General features: G+C 72.1%; 13 protein-coding genes. 6 read left to right on the top strand and 7 right to left on the bottom strand.

What is annotated here, in order from left to right; all coding sequences use genetic code 11:
- Positions 1 to 101: 101 nt before the first annotated feature.
- On the top strand, positions 102 to 332 hold the full coding sequence (locus AB0J39_RS17150) for a hypothetical protein (protein ID WP_142561501.1): 231 nt from the start codon (positions 102 to 104) through the stop codon (positions 330 to 332).
- Between the two features lie 221 nt (positions 333 to 553).
- On the opposite strand, the gene AB0J39_RS17155 is transcribed toward AB0J39_RS17150, so the two are convergent.
- Positions 554 to 1,285 carry a GNAT family N-acetyltransferase gene (locus tag AB0J39_RS17155; protein WP_363465389.1) on the bottom strand — a complete coding sequence of 244 codons (732 nt, stop codon included), beginning with the start codon at positions 1,283 to 1,285 and terminating at the stop codon, positions 554 to 556.
- Positions 1,286 to 1,412: 127 nt separating this feature from the next.
- On the opposite strand from AB0J39_RS17155, the gene AB0J39_RS17160 reads away from it, so the two are divergent.
- A complete protein-coding gene (locus AB0J39_RS17160; protein ID WP_363465391.1) occupies positions 1,413 to 2,162 on the top strand; it encodes a peroxide stress protein YaaA in 750 nt (249 codons plus the stop codon).
- 1 nt (position 2,163) lies between these two features.
- Here AB0J39_RS17160 and AB0J39_RS17165 read toward each other — a convergent pair whose 3' ends face one another.
- The 4 genes from AB0J39_RS17165 to AB0J39_RS17180 form a co-directional block, all read right to left on the bottom strand.
- Positions 2,164 to 3,054 (bottom strand): hypothetical protein, encoded by an 891-nt coding sequence (locus AB0J39_RS17165; protein WP_363465394.1) that lies wholly within the window; start codon positions 3,052 to 3,054, stop codon positions 2,164 to 2,166.
- Between the two features lie 345 nt (positions 3,055 to 3,399).
- Entirely contained in the window at positions 3,400 to 5,088 is a 1,689-nt protein-coding gene (locus AB0J39_RS17170; RefSeq protein ID WP_363465397.1) for an RNA polymerase sigma factor, read from the bottom strand.
- Between the two features lie 219 nt (positions 5,089 to 5,307).
- Complete coding sequence (locus AB0J39_RS17175; protein ID WP_363465399.1) at positions 5,308 to 7,389, bottom strand: SpoIIE family protein phosphatase; 2,082 nt, start codon at positions 7,387 to 7,389, stop codon at positions 5,308 to 5,310.
- Positions 7,390 to 7,566: 177 nt separating this feature from the next.
- The gene (locus AB0J39_RS17180) at positions 7,567 to 8,133 is read right to left on the bottom strand and encodes an HhH-GPD-type base excision DNA repair protein (protein ID WP_363465401.1); all 567 of its coding nucleotides are present in this window, start codon (positions 8,131 to 8,133) and stop codon (positions 7,567 to 7,569) included.
- A 101-nt stretch (positions 8,134 to 8,234) separates the two neighbouring features.
- Here AB0J39_RS17180 and AB0J39_RS17185 point away from each other — a divergent pair, with 101 nt between their 5' ends.
- Together AB0J39_RS17185 and AB0J39_RS17190 are read left to right on the top strand one after the other, a co-directional pair.
- Positions 8,235 to 8,489, top strand: a complete 255-nt coding sequence (locus AB0J39_RS17185) for a hypothetical protein (protein WP_363465403.1) — start codon at positions 8,235 to 8,237, stop codon at positions 8,487 to 8,489.
- Positions 8,490 to 8,714: 225 nt separating this feature from the next.
- On the top strand, positions 8,715 to 10,217 hold the full coding sequence (locus AB0J39_RS17190) for a hypothetical protein (RefSeq protein ID WP_363465416.1): 1,503 nt from the start codon (positions 8,715 to 8,717) through the stop codon (positions 10,215 to 10,217).
- A gap of 27 nt (positions 10,218 to 10,244) precedes the next feature.
- Here the strand turns inward: AB0J39_RS17190 and AB0J39_RS17195 are convergent, their stop codons facing one another.
- Together AB0J39_RS17195 and AB0J39_RS17200 are read right to left on the bottom strand one after the other, a co-directional pair.
- A complete protein-coding gene (locus tag AB0J39_RS17195) occupies positions 10,245 to 11,948 on the bottom strand; it encodes an ABC transporter family substrate-binding protein (protein ID WP_363465405.1) in 1,704 nt (567 codons plus the stop codon).
- Between the two features lie 102 nt (positions 11,949 to 12,050).
- The gene (locus AB0J39_RS17200) at positions 12,051 to 14,414 is read right to left on the bottom strand and encodes an AAA family ATPase (RefSeq protein ID WP_363465408.1); all 2,364 of its coding nucleotides are present in this window, start codon (positions 14,412 to 14,414) and stop codon (positions 12,051 to 12,053) included.
- A gap of 236 nt (positions 14,415 to 14,650) precedes the next feature.
- Here AB0J39_RS17200 and AB0J39_RS17205 point away from each other — a divergent pair, with 236 nt between their 5' ends.
- Together AB0J39_RS17205 and AB0J39_RS17210 are read left to right on the top strand one after the other, a co-directional pair.
- Positions 14,651 to 16,240 carry an MFS transporter gene (locus AB0J39_RS17205; RefSeq protein WP_363465411.1) on the top strand — a complete coding sequence of 530 codons (1,590 nt, stop codon included), beginning with the start codon at positions 14,651 to 14,653 and terminating at the stop codon, positions 16,238 to 16,240.
- A 78-nt stretch (positions 16,241 to 16,318) separates the two neighbouring features.
- Positions 16,319 to 16,964 (top strand): DoxX family protein (locus AB0J39_RS17210; RefSeq protein ID WP_363465414.1); only part of this gene is annotated, 646 nt, incomplete at its 3' end.

The following is a 16,964-nucleotide window of genomic DNA, read 5'->3' on the forward strand; positions in this document are numbered from 1 at the left end:
AGTCGGAGCATGATTGGGAAGCCCCTCATCCGGTTAGATGTTGTCCCAAGTGACTGACGCCAACGTCCCCACGAAATGTGGGGCGACCCGAAAGGCGATACGTGACTGGAGCTCTCGCCCCCATCAAGCCGCTGACGGCCCTGGACCGGTGCGACCGGTGCGGTGCTCAGGCCTACATCCGCGCGACCCTGCCCGTGGGTGGGGAGTTGCTGTTCTGCGCCCACCACGGGCGTCAGCACGTGACTGTGCTGCGCGACAAAGGTGCTGAGATCCAGGACGAGTCGGCCCGACTCAGTGAATCCCCCGCGACCGCCCCTGACGGCGAGCGCTGACCCATAGACGGCGTGCCGGAGCGTCACGACGATGTCCGCTCCGCACGCCGTCGCCATATGACCACCGGCCCGGGCCGGACACCCGCCGTTCCCCGCTTCCCCCGGGGCCCCGGCGGATGCCGTCCCTGGCGTGACCCGCGGCCGTCGGCGTACCGGCGGCCGCCGTTCGGGTGCCGTGTCCGGCCCTAGCCGGCGCACGGCCTCCCCTGCCGCGGCGCCCGTCAGGGCCGCACGCGGTAGTGATAGCGGCCGGCGACGGTGAAGCCCTCCCGCTCGTAGAGCGCGCGGGCCGCCGCGTTGGCCTCCGTCACCACCAGGTAGGCGCCGTCCGCACCGTGCTCTGCGCCCCAGGCGAGCAGGGTGCGCAGCACCGCCGCGCCCAGCCCACGCCGCCTGACGCGCGGCTCGACGGCCATGCAGTAGACACCGAGCCACCGGCCCTGCGGCACGCCCCTTCCCACCGCGCCCTCGCCGAGGAGGACGTATCCGGCGGGCACTCCGCCGAGGATGCGCGCACCCCACGCCCGCGCGGGGATCTCCCCGGCGTCGCGATGCCGCCCGCCGTCCACGCTCCACCACGTGCGCAGCCACCGTTCCGACGGCGCGTCCTCCACCACCGCCCCCGGGGCACGGTCACCGGGGGTCAGCGGCCTGGTCATCACCAAAGTGGGGTCCGCGAGCCGATAGCCCCGGCGGCTCAGTTCTTCGTCGAGCCCCGGCGTCGCGCCCATGCCGACCGAGAACACGCAGGGCTGCCCGAGGCCCTCATAGAACAGCTCGGCCCGGTCGACCGCCTCCGGCAGGTCCGCGCGCTCCCCCAGCGCGAGCACCGAGTTGGCCCGCTTCGTCACGCCGCCGGCATGCCGGTAGACCCAGCCGCCCCCGTCCTCGGCCCGCCCCGGCGCCGGCCCGGCCTCGTCCACCAGCAGGTCGAACTGTGCGATCTCACTCACCCGCCGCAGCCTAACCGGCCGTCACCGCCCGGATCTCCACCCCCGGCACCCGCGCCGCCGCCGGGCCACGTCGTCACCGATCCGGCGGACGCCTGACCGGCCTGAGGGCCGGATAAGCTGCGGAACCGTGCTCATCCTGCTTCCGCCCTCGGAGGGGAAGGCCGAGCGGGGGACCTCCACCGTCCGGCGGCTCAGCTTCCCCGAACTCGCCTCCCCGCGCGAGAAGGTCCTCGACGCCCTCGTCTCGCTCTGCCACACCCCCGAGGCGCGCGGCGTGCTCGGCCTGTCCGAGGGGCAGGCCGGCGAGATCGAGCGCAACCTGGCGTTGCCCACGGCGCGCACGCTGCCCGTCGCCGCCCTCTACACGGGTGTGCTGTACGACAACCTCGCCCTGGCCACCCTCGCCCCCGAGGCCCGGCGGCGGGCGGACCGGAGGATCGTGGTGTTCTCGGCGCTGTGGGGCCTGCTGCGCCCGTCCGACCGCCTGCCGCCCTACCGGCTGTCCATGGGCGTACGGCTGCCGCCGATGGGCGGCCTGGCCGCGTTCTGGCGGCCGTCGATCAGCGCCGTGCTCGACGCGACGAAAGGGCTCGTGGTGGACATGCGGTCCGCGACGTACGCCGCCGCCTGGCAGCCCGGCGAACGCGGCGTGGCCGTACGGGTGCTGAGGGAGGCGGCGGGGAAGCGGACCGTCGTCAGCCACATGGCGAAGGCCACCAGGGGCGTGGTGGCCCGATCGCTCGTCGAGACCCCCGACCGGCCCCGCACGGCCGGCGACCTCGCCGACCTGCTGACCGGCCTGGGGCACCGGGTGGAACTGACCGCGTCCGCCGGCCGGGGACGGCCGCGGACCCTCGACGTGATCGTGAACGAGTGAGTCAGACGTTGAGCCGGGCGCAGGCCCGGCGGTACTGCTGTCCGGGATCGCCGAGATGTGACCAGGGCAGCCGGCTGAACCGGCCGCCCGTTCTGGCCAGGTGGCCACGCGCCGGACGCCGCAGCTCCGACAGGTAGAACGCGGCGCCGAAGACGTTGTGCGCTTCGACCGCCCGCGGATGCGCGCCGCCGAGACGCCGCTCCGACCAGTGGGCGGAGGCCGAGACGATCTCGCGCTGCGCCTCGAAGGAGAACCAGCCGCCCCGCGACATGGGGGTGCGCCCGGCGGCGACGATCTCGAAGTGGGCCAGCGGCACGAGCGCGGGCAGCGGACTGCCCTCCGGGGCGTGCGCGGCGGCCGAGCGGGCGAAAGCGAGCATCTCCTGGGCGGCTCCGCCCCAGCCGGGGGACAGCGTGACCAATCGGGCGACCGCCCCCGAGTACAGCGTCGGCCAGCGGCGGGAGCATTCGTACCAGACCGCGTCCTTGTCGACGCGTGGCCGGTCCAGCCCGACGGCCAGCCACATCAGGCCCTCCCACGGCACCGGGTCGCCCGGCGCGAGCGCCGCCGCCGTCAGCAGCGGCTGCCTGGCCTGTTCCATCGCCGACTGATAGGCGTGCAGCCGGTCCGCCTGCACCGCTCTGGCCCGTACGTCGGGCCGCAGTTCCCAGGCCTCCTCCAGCCGGGCTCGGCCGAGCCACAGCCAGAGGTCCGGATTGCCCTGGTTATAGGCGAGCAGCGCCTCTATCGACCGGCTCGCCCCGATGACGGTCCGCGACAGCGCCTCCACCCGTAGCGACCGCGTCTCCGGGTCGCCCCTGCTGTCCGCCAGGACGGCCGCGGCCGGTCCGAGGTCGCCCCGGCAGGCGGCCTCGACCGCCTCGTCGAGCATTGCATCCGCCCACGGGCGGTCCGGGATCACTCGTGGCCCCCGAGCACGCGCCCGATCCACTTCGATCACTCCCATGAGGCGCGAGCCTAGGAGCGTCGACGTGCCCGGGGCGCTACCACGAGGTTACGGGGGTGTAAAGTCGTCTCCTTTAGATCTTTCGCCTACTGCGGTCACCCAGGCGGCGCCTCGCTGTGTTGTCGTCGTCGCCCATAGCTCCGCTATGGGCTCCTCCTCCGCCTTGCGAGGCATCCACCTGGCCGATCCTCGCTACGGCGAGATCTGCGGGACACTCCTACGTCATCGCCCCTCGGCCGTACACGGCCGGGGGGACGATGGACTCGTGCGTCAGTCCAGGTAGTCGCGCAGCACCTGGGAACGGGAGGGGTGGCGCAGCTTCGACATGGTCTTGGACTCGATCTGGCGGATCCGCTCACGGGTCACGCCGTAGACCTTCCCGATCTCGTCGAGAGTCTTCGGCTGCCCGTCGGTGAGACCGAACCGCATCGACACCACGCCCGCCTCCCGCTCCGACAGCGTGTCGAGAACGGAGTGCAGCTGCTCCTGCAGCAGCGTGAAGCTGACGGCGTCGGCCGGGACGATGGCCTCGGAGTCCTCGATGAGGTCGCCGAACTCGCTGTCGCCCTCCTCGCCCAGCGGAGTGTGCAGGGAGATCGGCTCGCGGCCGTACTTCTGCACCTCGATGACCTTCTCGGGCGTCATGTCGAGCTCGCGGGCCAGCTCCTCCGGCGTGGGCTCGCGGCCGAGGTCCTGCAGCATCTGCCGCTGGACCCGGGCCAGCTTGTTGATCACCTCGACCATGTGGACCGGGATGCGGATGGTCCGCGCCTGGTCGGCCATGGCCCGGGTGATCGCCTGCCGGATCCACCACGTGGCGTACGTGGAGAACTTGTAGCCCTTGGTGTAGTCGAACTTCTCGACGGCGCGGATCAGGCCCAGGTTGCCCTCCTGGATCAGGTCCAGGAACAGCATGCCGCGGCCGGTGTAGCGCTTGGCCAGCGAGACCACGAGGCGGAGGTTGGCCTCCAGCAGGTGGTTCTTGGCACGGTGGCCGTCCTCGGCGATCCACTCCAGCTCGGCGCGGACGTCGACGGGCAGGTTGTCGGCCTCCTGGGCGAGCTGCTCCTCGGCGAACAGGCCGGCCTCGATCCGCTTGGCGAGCTCGACCTCCTGCTCGGCGTTGAGGAGCGGCACCTTGCCGATCTGCTTGAGGTAGTCCTTCACCGGGTCGGCGGTGGCGCCGGCCGCCGCGACCTGGGCGACGGGCGCGTCGTCATCGTCGTCGGTGAGGATCAGCACCTCGTCCTCGGACTGGACGAGCGCCTCGGCCTTGGGCTCCTCGCCCTCGGCCTCCCCCTCGGGTTCGGCGTCGGACTCCTCGGTCTCCGCCTCGGCGTCGATCTCGACGTCCTCGACCTCGATGTCGAAGTCCTCGATGTCGACGTCACCTTCGAGGTCGATGTCCTCGTCGTCCTCGGCGATGTCGGCCGACTTCGGCTTGGGGTCGGCCTTCGGCGCCTTGCCCTCGGGCCCCGTGGCGGGTGCCTCCGGCTTGGCGGGCGCGGCCTTCTTCGGCGGAGCGGGCTTCGCCGGAGCCTTGGCGGCAGCCGGCTTGGCGGCGGGCGCGGGCTTGGCCGGGGCGGGCCTCTTCGCCGCCGGCTTGGCGGCCGGCGCGGAGTCGGTGACCACGGCGGTCACGGTCTCCGGCTGCGATTCCTTGGCCGCGGCGGATTTGGTGGTCTTCTTGACGGGCGCGGTGGTGCGGCGCTTGGCTTGACCTCGAGAACGCTTGGGAGCCGCGGAGTCGGCGGCCGTCACCACGACGGTCACACCCTCCTTGCTGAGGCTGCGCAGGAATCCAGCGGCTTGCGACATCGGGATGTCCGCTTCCTCGAAGGCCTTGCGGACATCCTCGGACTCGAGGAAACCCTGCGAGCGCCCACGCTCGAGGAGCTGCTGAATCACTGGCTCGTTCAGCTCCGACGGCTTCGAGCGAGTCGAACTTGCAGGCGACACGAACACCTCTCGAACGAACGCATGGCGAGAATGGACCCAGGTGCTTCTTCTTTTCCGGTGGTGAGGTCGCGCAGACCGCGACATGCCATTGTGGCACGCCACGGAACGTGATACGGCCGCGTCCCGCCGGGTTGCTCCTCCACCCTAGGCCGACCGAGACACTAGTGCGTACGGAAGGAGGTCACTGATACCCGAAAGCAACCGTTATGACTGTTTCATTCAGTCACTCTTCGTGGCCGGTGGGACGTGGACCGCGAGTACCGTTACATCATCGTCCTGTTCATACCCGGACAGCATGTGGTCCACCAGGAAATCGAGCAGCATATTCGGGCTGCTCAGGACCTCCGGGGGCGCTTCGGCCACTACGGACGAAAGCTCCCTGAGTCCGGCGTCCAGCCCGCGCTTGCGGTTCTCCACCAAACCATCCGAGTACAGGACGGCGGTGTGACCCGGCGGCACGCAGAACCTGAACTGCTTGCGGCTCGTGGCCCAGCCGAGCGGAGTGCCCGGCTCGGTCTCGTGCAGCAGCCCGACGCCCTGCGGCGAGACCAGCAGCGGCGGCGGGTGACCGGCCAGGGCCAGCGTGCCCTCCCCGGTCCCCGGCTCGACGACCATGTACGCCAGGGTGGTGACCTGCTCCTCCTCCTCGGTCGCCTCGAAGACGCGGTCGAGCCCGGTCAGCACCGCCGCCGGGGGCGGGTTCGTCAGCGCGAGCGCCCGCATGGCGTTGCGGATCCGGCCCATGCCCGCGGCGGCCTTGACGCCCTTGCCCATGACGTCGCCGACCACCGCCGCCACCCGGCCGTCCTGCAGGACGAACGCGTCGTACCAGTCGCCGCCCACCTGCACGTGGCGTGAGCCGGAGCGGAAGCGGTAGGCGAGCGTCATCCCCCGCACCACCGGCAGGCGCTCGGGCAGCAGGCTGCGCTGCAGGGTCTCGGCCGTCTTGTGCTCGCGCTCGAACAGCGTGGCCCGCTCGACCGCCAGGGCGCACTGCCCGGCCAGCGCCTCCAGGAAGACGCCGTCCTCCTGCGAGATCTTCTGGGTCCGGGTGAACGAGAACCGCAGCGCGCCGAGCGCCCGCCCGGCCGCGAGCAGCGGCAGGCCCACCCAGGCCCGCTCGTCCGTCTGCGCCAGGAAGCCGGAGATCCGCCCCTCGTCGGCGCCGGCGTCGACGAGCTGGGCGCGCAGGCTGTCGGGCGACTCGGCGAAGACCGGGCGACGGCTGTTGACGGCCATCGTCATCACGTTGGGCTGCGCGAGGTCGATGTCCTCGCCCGGGGCGTCCGGGGTGCCGCCGCTGTTGATCACCTTCAGCGTGGCCCGGTCCGGGTCGAGCAGGGCGACGGACGAGTGGTCGGCGGCGAGGGCCGTACGGCCGACGTCGATGATCACCTGCACCACCTGCTCGACGGTGAGCGCCTCGGCGAGCTGGGCGGTCGCGCCCTGGAGCCGGGCGGTGCGCAGCGCGGCGGCGCCGAGCTGGTCGGTGAGGCGGCCGCGCATCTCCTCGGCCTCGCGCTGCGGGGTGACGTCGGTGTTGGCCCCGACCCACTCCACCACGCGGCCGTGCCTGACGATCGGCACGGCCCGGACCTCGAAGTGCCGGTAGCCGCTGGCCCGGGTGCGCACCCGGTAGCTCCACTCGAACATCGTGCGGCCGCGCAGCGCCTCGCGCCACGCCTCCTCGGTGCCGGGACGGTCGTCGGGGTGCACCGCGTCCAGCCAGCCGTGCGCGAGGTACTCCTCCAGGCCCTGGCCGGTGATGGCCCGCCACTGGGGCGCGTCCTCGGCCACGGAGCCGCTGGGCGAGCTGATCCACACCAGCTGCTGCTGCGACTCCACTAGCGAGCGGTAGCGCTCCTCGCTGCGCTCCAGCACCTCCTCGTTCGACTGCCGCTCGGTCACGTCGACCCCGAAGAGCGCGGTCCCGATGACGCCGTCGTCGCCGTGCAGCGGGAAGAACGACACCGTCCAGTGGCGGCTGTCGCCGTTCTCCGCGCGGGTCCTGATCCGCTGGTCGGTGATCGGCAGCGCCTCGTCGGCGATCCGGCGCAGCACCGCCTCGATCAGGGTGGTCAGGTCGGCCGGCAGCAGCTCGGCCGGTTGGCGGTCAAGATGCAGCTCGACAGGATGGCCGGTCAGCTCGGTAAAGGTGGAGTTGACCCGGACAAAACGCCCATCCGGATCGAAAAACGCGAAGGCAAACGGCGCCTCCGACATCAGGCCTCTGAAGAGGTCGGAGTCTGATATGTCCAAACCGGGCTCCCGGGGCCGGGGCACGGAGGTTTCGGCGCTCATGGTCGGCACCTCCGTCGCGTGCCAGCGTCTCCCACGAGGCACATCTCCATAACTGTGATTGGTAGCGCAGATCTGCCCTACATCATGGGCGATCCGCATACGCGGACGGAAGCCCCGCCCGCCATGCGGTCAACGCATCCTGTCAAAAGACCGGCGCCTCGCGCAGGAAGATCGGGCCTACTTCTTGGCCGCCCGCTTGGCTTCCTGCTTGGTCGCGCGGACCAGTTGCAGGCTCTCGGCGTCCACGACGTCGGCCACCGACCGGTGCACCCCCTCCTCGCCGTACGGCCCGGCCGCCTCACGCCAGCCGTCCGGGCGCACGCCGCACTGTTTGCCCAGCAGGGCCAGGAAGATCTGGGCCTTCTGCCGGCCGAATCCGGGGAGGGCCAGCAGCCGGCGCAGCAGTTCGGCACCGTCGCGGACATCCTCCCATACCTTCTCGGCCGAGCCATCGTAGTGCTCGACGAGATATGTCGCGAGCGCCTGGACGCGGGCCGCCATCGCCTTCGGATACCGATGGACGGCCGGCGCCGCCGCGAACAGTGCCGCGAACTGGTCAGGATCATAGGAGGCGATCTCACGCGCGTCCAGGTCGCGGCCGAGCCGGTCGGCGATCGCCCGGGGCCCCGCGAAGGCCCGCTCCAGCGGCACCTGTTGGTCGAGCAGCATGCCGACGAGCAGTGCGAGGGGGCTGCGGCCGAGCAGCTCGTCGGCCTCGGGATCCTGGGCGAGCCGGATGCGCATGGGTCAAGCTTCCCACGCGGTGGCCCGCCAAGGCTTGACACCGCCCGGGAAAGAGGTGGAATAAGGGGCGGCAGGTCCCCATTCAGCGAGGAATGCAGTCCATGCCCGTACTCGCAGCACGAATCAGTGGCGGCCCAACACCGGAGCCGGGTCTCCGTGAACCGGCGGAGCTGGTGACCGATCGTCTGGCCGCGGAATTCCTGACCATCCCCCTGTCCGCCGTCGCCCGCTGCGTCGCCGACGCCTGGGCGTGCGGGAAGCACCTGGGGCTCGACGTCACACCGGAGATCGTCGAGCGGGTCGCCCGGGAACGCCTCCTGGGTCTCGTGAACTCGGCGCCGCCTTCCCGGAGGTGAGGCGGCGCACGACGCTCACGCGGCCGTCGCCCCGCCCTGCCGGCGTAGCCTGGGAAAGGCTGGAGCGGCAGATAACGGGGAAGTCACCGGGCCGTGTTCCTGATGCCCTTCGCGGCGGGAATGCGAGAAGGTGGTGACCGTGAGCGAGCGGAGCGAGATCTCGTGAGTCGCCGGCGCCGACGTGACCCCCGGGAGGCCCGGCCGCCGGACGACGTCTTCGCGGAGATGCTGCTGGCGGCCAGGGAGCTGCTCGCCGTGCGCAGCCCGCTCGACGCGGAGCTCATGGTCTCCGACATGCTCGGCGCCTGGTGGGGCAGGCGGCTGCGCGGCGGCGACGTCGAGCAGATCCTCGGCGAGGGCCTGGTGGACTACGCCGCCAAGGCCGGCACTCCGGCCGCGCTCACCCTGCTCGTCTCCGTCGCCTACCTCGGCACCGCCCGCCAGGCGGCCAAGGCGGAGGGCGCGGCGCTCGCGCTGATGGAGTCCGACGTCGCCCGGCCCCGCTGGGCGGACCGCGTCGGCGCCGTCAAGCCCACCGGCTGCTACGTCTCCAGGGACGTGTACGGCGACCAGGACACCGTGGTGTGCACGTTCGCCTACAACGGCGAGGACCGGCACGCGCTGGTCGTGGTCGTCGACTACAACATGGGCGGGATGGCCCGCGACGCGTGGGTGTCGTCCCAGGTCGACAAGCTGCTGGAGCAGGCCAGGCTGGAGGCGGCGGGCAACGCGCTGCTGCGGTTCGAGGAGCTGGAGCCGCAGCAGGCGCGGGCGCTGCTGGAGTTCGCCATGAAGGCCACCGGCGCCGCCGCGCACGGCCGTGGCGGCCCGAAGCTCGTGAGCGACAGCTACAGCGCCTACCACGCCTTCGCGCGGGCGCGGATCAAGGCGCTGCCGCCCGGGCGGATGCGGCCCGCTCCCGCCCACACGGAGGCGCCCTACAGCCGCGACCGCCGCGCGATGCTGGCGGCCGAGTTCCTCGCCTCGGACGCGGCGGAGAACCTGTCGGACCCCTCGGCCGCCTCCCGGTGCGCCGACCACATCATCGACTACGGCTGCGACCAGGACTTCGGCCGGCCGATGCGGGTGAGCCCGACCAAGTGCGAGACCTTCCTGCTCGACTGGCTGCCGCGCAAGGTCCTGCTCACCCCGGCGGAGCAGGACGCGATGCCGCACGTGCTGTCGGCGTGGGTGCGTTTCGCCGGCCCCCGGATCGGGCTGCCCGAGGAGGGCGTGCGGGCCACGCTCGACGCGGTCTGGGAGGCGACCGCCCGGTTCACCGAGGCCTACCGCGACCCGGCCACCTTCGGACTGGACCGCTCTCTCGTAGAGCGGCTGCTGCCGGACGGCGACCTGTCCGCGCTGGCCCGGCGCGCGTTCGCGTTCCCCTTATTGCAGGGCATGCGCGGGTCGACCAACCTCGACCTGCTGAACCCGGCGGACGAGGCCGACCGGCGCATCCTGCTGGAGATCGACCACGCCGGCGAGCTGGGCCGTACGGACCTGGAGGAGCACCTCGCCTGGCACGAGGAGATCGCGGGGCGGCTGTGGGTCGGCGACCCGCCGCAGCTGTGGGAGGCCGCCCAGCGCCTGATCGACCTGGGGCACGACCGGCACGACGTGCTGCACGTCCTCATCGAGATCGCCGAGCGGATCGGCGACCACCCGGACGAGCTGGCCGCCGCCCTGGACGACATCGCCGACATCCCCGACGAACCTCCCACCTGACGCGCCTGCGGCCCGGGCGGCCGCCGCTCAGGAGGCGTAGCCGATGTCCTCATACCTCAGGTCGTGGAACCCGTTGGCCCCGATGTTGGCGAGCGCGGACCGCACGGCCACGCCCTGCGGGCACTGGTAGAGCGGCAGCACGTTGACCTTCTTCCAGACCAGCCGGTCGGCCTCGTTGAGCAGGCCGGGCACCTTGGCGGCGTCGAGCGTGCTGCCGGCGCGGTACATGGCCTCGTCGATCTGCTTGCTGCCGCTGCGCCCGATGTTGGCGTACCACTCGGTGTCGTCGCCCCGGCCGCCGCTCTCGCCGTCGGCGTAGATGTCGAAGGCGTCCGAGACGGGGTACGGCGTGCTCGGGTAGGCGAAAGCGGTGATGTCGAAGTCGCCGGGGATGAGGTGCTTGCCGAAGAAGTCGTCGAAGGACACCTTGCGCACCTCGACCCGGATGCCGACACGCTGCAGCATCTGCCGGGCGGAGTCGGCCTCGAGGCCGCTCATGACGATGCCGTCGGGGACGACGAAGCGCAGCGTGAGCGGTTTGCCGTTCTTCACGCGCGTCTTGCCCGACAGCGTCCAGCCCGCCTGGTCGAGCAGCCGCCCGGCCCGCCTCGGGTCGTACGCGCCGATCTCGCCGGCGTTGGCACGGTAGCCGTACTGGCTGTTCATGAGGAAGTGGTTGTCCAGCGTCACGGCCGGCCAGCCGAGGCCCTTCAGGTCCGCCTGCATGAGACCGCGGCGGTCGAGCGCCGCCGCGACGGCCTCGCGCACCCGCGCGTCGGCCAGGACCGGGCTCTCCCCGTTGAAGGTGAGCTGCCGATACTGGGTGCCGGCGGCCTGCCGGATCACGGCGTCCCACGCCTCCCTGACCCGCGCGTAGTCGCCGGGGGACGGGCCCACCTCGAAGACGTCCACGTCCCCCTTGGTGAACGCGTGGACCATCTGGTCGGGGCGCACGGCGCGGAACACGATGCCGTCCAGCTTCGCCCGGTTGCCCCACCAGGCGGGGTTGCGGGTGAGCGCGACCGTCCTGCCCTTGACGTCGAGGCGCTCCACCTTGAACGGCCCCGCGGTCACCGGGATGCGGTTGATCCAGTCGGCGTTGAACGCCGCCGCGGTCGCGTTGGTGGTGCCGGGATACAGCGGCGTGAACAGGGACTGCCACTCGTTGAACGGCTGGGCGAGGGTGACCACCACCTCGCGGTCGCTCGCCCCCCGGCCCACGCTCTGGATGTTCTCGTACGCGATGGTCGAGTCGACCCGGTAGTCCCGGTCGCGGCCGCTCATGGCCTTCCACTGCGCGGCGAAGTCCGTCCAGGTGATCGGCCTGCCGTCCGACCACTTCGCCTTGGGGTTGATCGAGTAGGTGACGACCTGGCGGGGGGAGGTCGCGGTGATCCTCGCGTTGGTCACGTAGTCGGTGTCGAGGGTCAGCCGTCCCCGCGCGTCCGACCGGAACGTGCGCGGCAGCAACGCGTCCGTCACCACCTTGACGGCGATGGTGTCGCCGTCGACGTGGTTGCGGTTCCACTGGGACGGAAAGTCGGTGAGCCCCCACCGGAGCGTGCCGCCGTCCTTGACCTTGTCACGCGCCAGCGGGTTGATGTCGTACGCCTTGACCGGGGAGGGGGCGAGCTCGTTGCCGGGTTCACCCGGCCCCCGCTGCACGCCGCAGGCGCCGGCGGCCCACAGAGCGGCCAGTGCGGCCAGGGCAACCGGCCATCGTGCTCTCACGCGCTTCTCCGATCCTCCTGGCTACCCTACGTCGTCGATTAGTAGCAGGAAGTGACGGCACTCGGCCATCGGGACACGCGCCCTGTGGATTTCCCTACGACATCAGGACAACTCGTCCACCGCGCTGCGGACGTCATCGCTGGTGATCGTCGTCAGCTCGGCGGCGTTCGCCGACCCCTGCTCGGCGAGGCGGACGTCGCGCCGCAGCGCGGCCCGCTCGTACAGGGACCGGGCGAAGCGGCCGTTGCCCAGCCCGTCGATGAGCCCCTCACGGCAGACCCAGTCGAACACGTCCGCGAGGTCGCGCGCGGCGGAGGCGTCGAACCTGTCGCCGCTCCGCGCGGCGAGCAGCTCCGCGATCTCGGTCAGCTCGGACGGCGAGTAGGAGGGGAACGACACGCGCTGGTTGAACCGGGAGGCCAGACCGGGATTGGTCGCCAGGAAGGCGTCCATCTCGCGCTCGTAGCCGGCCAGGATGACGACCAGACGGTCGCGGTCGTCCTCGGCCCGCTTCAGCAGCGTCTGCACCGCCTCTGCCCCGAAGGCGTCGCCCCCCGAGTAGCCGGAGTTGACCAGGCTGTACGCCTCGTCGATGAACAGCACGCCGCCGAGCGCGCGGTCGACCAGCTCGTTGGTCTTGATCGCGGTCGCGCCCAGATGCTGGCCGACCAGGTCGGCCCGCGACGCCTCGACCACGTCGGGCCGGGCCAGCAGGCCCAGGGCGGAGAAGATCCGGCCGACGATCCGCGCGACGGTCGTCTTGCCGGTGCCCGGAGGGCCGACGAACACGATGTGCCGCATCTGCGACTGGACCGGCAGGCCCTGCTCCTGCCGCATCCTGGCCACCTTGAGCTGCGCGGTGATCGCGTGGACCTGCCGCTTGACCGGGTCGAGGCCGGCCATCCTGTCGAGGTCCGCGAGCGCCTCGTCCAGGGTCGGGGTGACCTGGTAGCCGCGGTATCGCGCGGTGATCTCGTTGAACGCCTTGGTCACGTCGTCGGCGGCGACGGTGACCAGGTCCTCGCCGCGCGGCGCCCCGCCCGCGCTCACCACGCGGACGTCGCGGGCCTGCGCGGCGGCCTCGGCGAGGCTGCGGGCGAACCGCGCGTTGCCGAGGTCGTCGACGAGCGCCCGGCGGTGCACGTCCTCGAACAGCCGGCGCAGCACGGGACGCGCCTCGGGGGCGAGCAGGTCTCCCCGCCGCTGCTGCAGCGCCTCGGTGATCTCCAGCAGTTCCGCGGGGCTGTAGCTGGGGAAGCGCACCCGGGTGGCGAAGCGGCTCGACAGCCCCGGATTGGACGCCAGGAAGTCGTTCATCTCCCGCTCGTAGCCGGCCAGGATGACGATGAGCCGTTCGCGGTCGTCCTCGGCCCGCTTCAGCAGCGTCTGCACGGCCTCCGCGCCGAACCGGTCGGGCTGGCCGTCGCCCGAGTTGATGAGGCCGTACGCCTCGTCCACGAACAGGACCCCGCCGAGCGCGCGGTCGATGAGCTCGTTGGTCTTGATGGCTGTGGCCCCCAGGTACTCCCCCACGAGGTCGGCCCGCTGCGCCTCGACCACGAACGGCGTCTCCAGCAGCCCGAACGCGTAGAAGATCTTGGCGAGCGATCGGGCGACGCTGGTCTTGCCGGTGCCGGGAGGGCCGACGAACACGAAGTGGCGCATCGGCCGCTCGTTGGTGTAGCCCGCCTCCCTGCGCAGCCGGGCCGCCTCGATCGACGCGGCTATGGCGCGCACCTGCTCCTTGACCGGTTCGAGGCCGATCATGGACTCCAGCTCGGCGAGCGCCTGCTCGACCGTGATGGGCGGTGGAGCGGCCGGTTCGGCCGGCCCGGGCTGGTGGCCGCCGGGCCGTCCTGGCCTGTCGTACGCGCGCACCTGCACCTGGCTCTCGGCCCCCGCCGCCTCCCGCTCCGCCTCGCCGCGCACCCTGCGGGCCAGCACCAGGCGGTAGAGGAGCACCGCGGCGGCCGCGCCATAGGCGCCCCACAGGGCGGCGGACGGCGACAACGGCGACAGCGACAGCGCGACGACCCCGGCGGGCACGAGGGACATCAGCGTCGTCAGCCACGGCGGGACCCACCGGATCAGGTGAGCCGCGCCGCCGGTCAGCGCGCCCAGCAGCATCAGCAGGCCGGGCACGATCGACTGCCCGCCGAAAACGCCCATGAACAGCGGCAGCAGCAGGCCCCACCCGGCGAGCACGAGCACGGTCGCGGCGGCACGCGGATAGCTGAGGGCCAGCGCGAGGAAGCACAGCGCCAGGAACGTGTAGATGAACGTGGGCATCAGCGACCAGTTCAGCGCCGCGGCCACGCCCATGGTCGCGACCAGCAGCACCGCGAACAGCGCCCGTCGCGCGAACGGCGGAAGCCTGAAATAGCGGAAACGCACCTGTTCGAACAGATCACGTGCCGCAGTTCGGTTTAAGAGGCTCGCCGCCCGTGCCCTGTCGGAGTCCCGCATCGACGCCTCCCCGCTTCGACCCCGGTTATACCGCACGTCCGGACGGAATGGGTGGACCCTTGCGGCGCGGTGGACGACGCACGTCGCCGGCCCCCGTTCGATCACCTGGAGCGATACGGATCCGGCGATATGTTCCCGACATCCCCGGAAGGGCTGAGAGATCCGCTTCCCATGGCCTAAGCTGCCACGCATGTTCCAGCTGGCCGGAATTTTCGGGCAGGAGCACTGAGCGGTCGATGATCATGGTTTCGGTCGAGTCCGCCGCCGTCCGCGCCGCGGGCGCCCTGCGCGAGCATCGGGCGAGCCGGTGGTCGGTGCTCGTGCTCCTGTGTTTCAGCCTGCTCCTGATCGCGGTCGACGCGACCGTGCTGCACATCGCCGTCCCGGCACTCACCGCGGCGCTGGAGCCGTCGTCCGTGCAGCTGTTGTGGATCATCGACATCTACTCGCTGGTCGTCGCGCCGCTGCTCGTCACGTTCGGCACCCTCGGCGACCGCTACGGCAGGCGGCCCTTCGTGCTCGGCGGCTACGTGGTGTTCGGCCTGGCCTCGCTGTCGGCCGCGTTCGCCGCGACCCCGCTCGCGCTCATCGCCTCGCGGGCGTTCCTCGGCGTCGGCGGAGCGATGATCATGCCGGCGACGCTCTCGATCATCCGGCAGGTGTTCACCGACCGGCGCGAGCGGGCGATCGCCCTCGGCGTGTGGAGCGCGGTCGCCGCCGCGGGTGCGGCCGTCGGGCCGCTGATCGGGGGGGTCCTCGTCGAGCATCTGTGGTGGGGTGCGGTCTTCCTCATCAACGTCCCGCTGCTGCTGGTCGCGCTGCCGCTCGCCGTACGGATCCTGCCGGCCTCGCCGCGGCGGGCCGAGCATCCCTGGGACGCGCTGAGCGCGGCGCTGTCCACCGCCGGCATCCTGGCCGTCGCGTTCGGGCTGAAGGAGGCGGGGTCGGGGCACCTGCTGGGCCGCGGCCCCTCGCTCGCCGTCCTCCTGGCCGGCGTCGCGCTGCTCGTCTGGTTCGTGCGGCGGCAGCGGGGGCTCGACTTCCCCCTGCTCGACATCGGGCTGTTCACCCAGCGCGGCTTCGCGACCGGCGTGGGCTGCGTGCTGCTGGCGATCTTCGCGCTGGTCGGGCTGGAGTTGATGCTGGCGCAGTATCTCCAGCTCGTGCTGGGGCTGTCGCCTTCGCAAGCCGCCGTGCGGATGCTGCCGCTCATGGTCGCGGCCATCGCGGGCGGCCTGGCCGCCGCGCACGTGCTGGGGCGGATCGGGCTGCGCGCCACGGTCGGCGGCGGTCTCGCCCTCACCGCGCTGTCGCTCACCCCGGTGCTGACCTGGGGCACCGAGCAGCATCCGGTGATGCTGACCGTCTGCTTCGTCGGCATCGGGTTCGGCGTCGAGGTCGCCCTGCTGGCGGCGTCCGACACGATCATGGCGTCGGTGCCGGAGGCGCGCGCGGGCGGCGCCGCCGCGATCGAGGAGACGGCCTACGAACTCGGGGCGGGCCTCGGCATCGCCGTCCTCGGCACGATCACCACGATCGTGTACGCCCCCTCGCTCGGGACCGTCCCCGGGATCCCGTCCGGGCTCATGGCGCAGGCCCGGGAGTCGCTGGCCGCGGCCGCGCACGTGGCCGGCGAGGCCGGCGCGACCGGAGCCGCGCTGCTGGGCGCCGCCCGCGTGGCATTCGTCACCGCCCTGCACTCCACCATCGCCGTCAGCGTGGCGCTGCTCGGGCTCACCGCGCTGGCCGTGGCCCTGCTGCTGCCCCGCCATGCTCCCGCCCCTTCGGACGCCGGCGCCGAGGAGCCCGGCGGCGTACGGGACTGAGCCGGCCGGGCGCATGACGGCGGCGCAGGCGGGGAAGTGTCCGGGCAAGTCATCCCCCACCCCCCAGGATGAGAAGCCGTGAAGAGAACCCTGCACGACCTAGCCTCGCTGGCCGCCCGCATGGGCGTCGGCGGGATCTTCTTCGCCAACGGCTGGCAGAAGCTCGAAGCCGGCCTCAACGCCACCGCCGACCAGTTCACCACGCTGCAGGCCCCGCTGCCCCACGTGTGGGCGCCGGTGACCATGCTGACCGAGCTGGTCGGCGGCACGCTGCTGATCGCGGGCCTCGCCGTGCCGATCGTCGGACTGCTGCTGTTCGCCGAGGCCCTCGCGGTTTTCGTGCTCACGGCCGGGGACGCCGGCCTGCCGCTCACCGGGGGCGACATCGAGCTGATCGTGGCTCTCGGGGCCGCCTCCGTGCTGCTGGCGGTCACCGGCGCGGGCCGCATCTCGGCCGACCACATGGTGGTGATCAAACGGCGCGAGGCCGAGGCGGCCGGCGAGTTCGCCGCCGCCTTCGACCGCCCCGACGCCGGCCGTGCTGCCAGGGCCGACGCCAGGGCCGACGCCGAGGCCGACGCGGTCATCGCGGCGCTGCGCCCGCCGCGGCCCGGCGAGCCGGGCGCGGACGGAGCGCAGGGACGGCCCACCGCCCCGGCGGGACCCGCCCCCTCCTCCGGGGAGCGGCGGCCCTCGCCCGGGTCGGAGCCGCCGCCGGCGGCCG

It is taken from the genome of Microbispora sp. NPDC049633 (genome assembly GCF_040675265.1).
GTDB lineage: Bacteria > Actinomycetota > Actinomycetes > Streptosporangiales > Streptosporangiaceae > Microbispora > Microbispora maris.

Excerpts from the sequence above, each read along its gene's own strand:
- AB0J39_RS17165 (WP_363465394.1), bottom strand. The coding sequence starts at position 3,054 with ATGCTCGACGAGGCGGTCGAGGCCGCCTGCCGGGGCGACCTCGGACCG.
- AB0J39_RS17175 (WP_363465399.1), bottom strand. The coding sequence starts at position 7,389 with ATGAGCGCCGAAACCTCCGTGCCCCGGCCCCGGGAGCCCGGTTTGGAC.
- AB0J39_RS17180 (WP_363465401.1), bottom strand. The coding sequence starts at position 8,133 with ATGCGCATCCGGCTCGCCCAGGATCCCGAGGCCGACGAGCTGCTCGGC.
- AB0J39_RS17185 (WP_363465403.1), top strand. The coding sequence starts at position 8,235 with ATGCCCGTACTCGCAGCACGAATCAGTGGCGGCCCAACACCGGAGCCG.
- AB0J39_RS17190 (WP_363465416.1), top strand. The coding sequence starts at position 8,715 with ATGCTGCTGGCGGCCAGGGAGCTGCTCGCCGTGCGCAGCCCGCTCGAC.
- AB0J39_RS17200 (WP_363465408.1), bottom strand. The coding sequence starts at position 14,414 with ATGCGGGACTCCGACAGGGCACGGGCGGCGAGCCTCTTAAACCGAACT.
- AB0J39_RS17205 (WP_363465411.1), top strand. The coding sequence starts at position 14,651 with ATGATCATGGTTTCGGTCGAGTCCGCCGCCGTCCGCGCCGCGGGCGCC.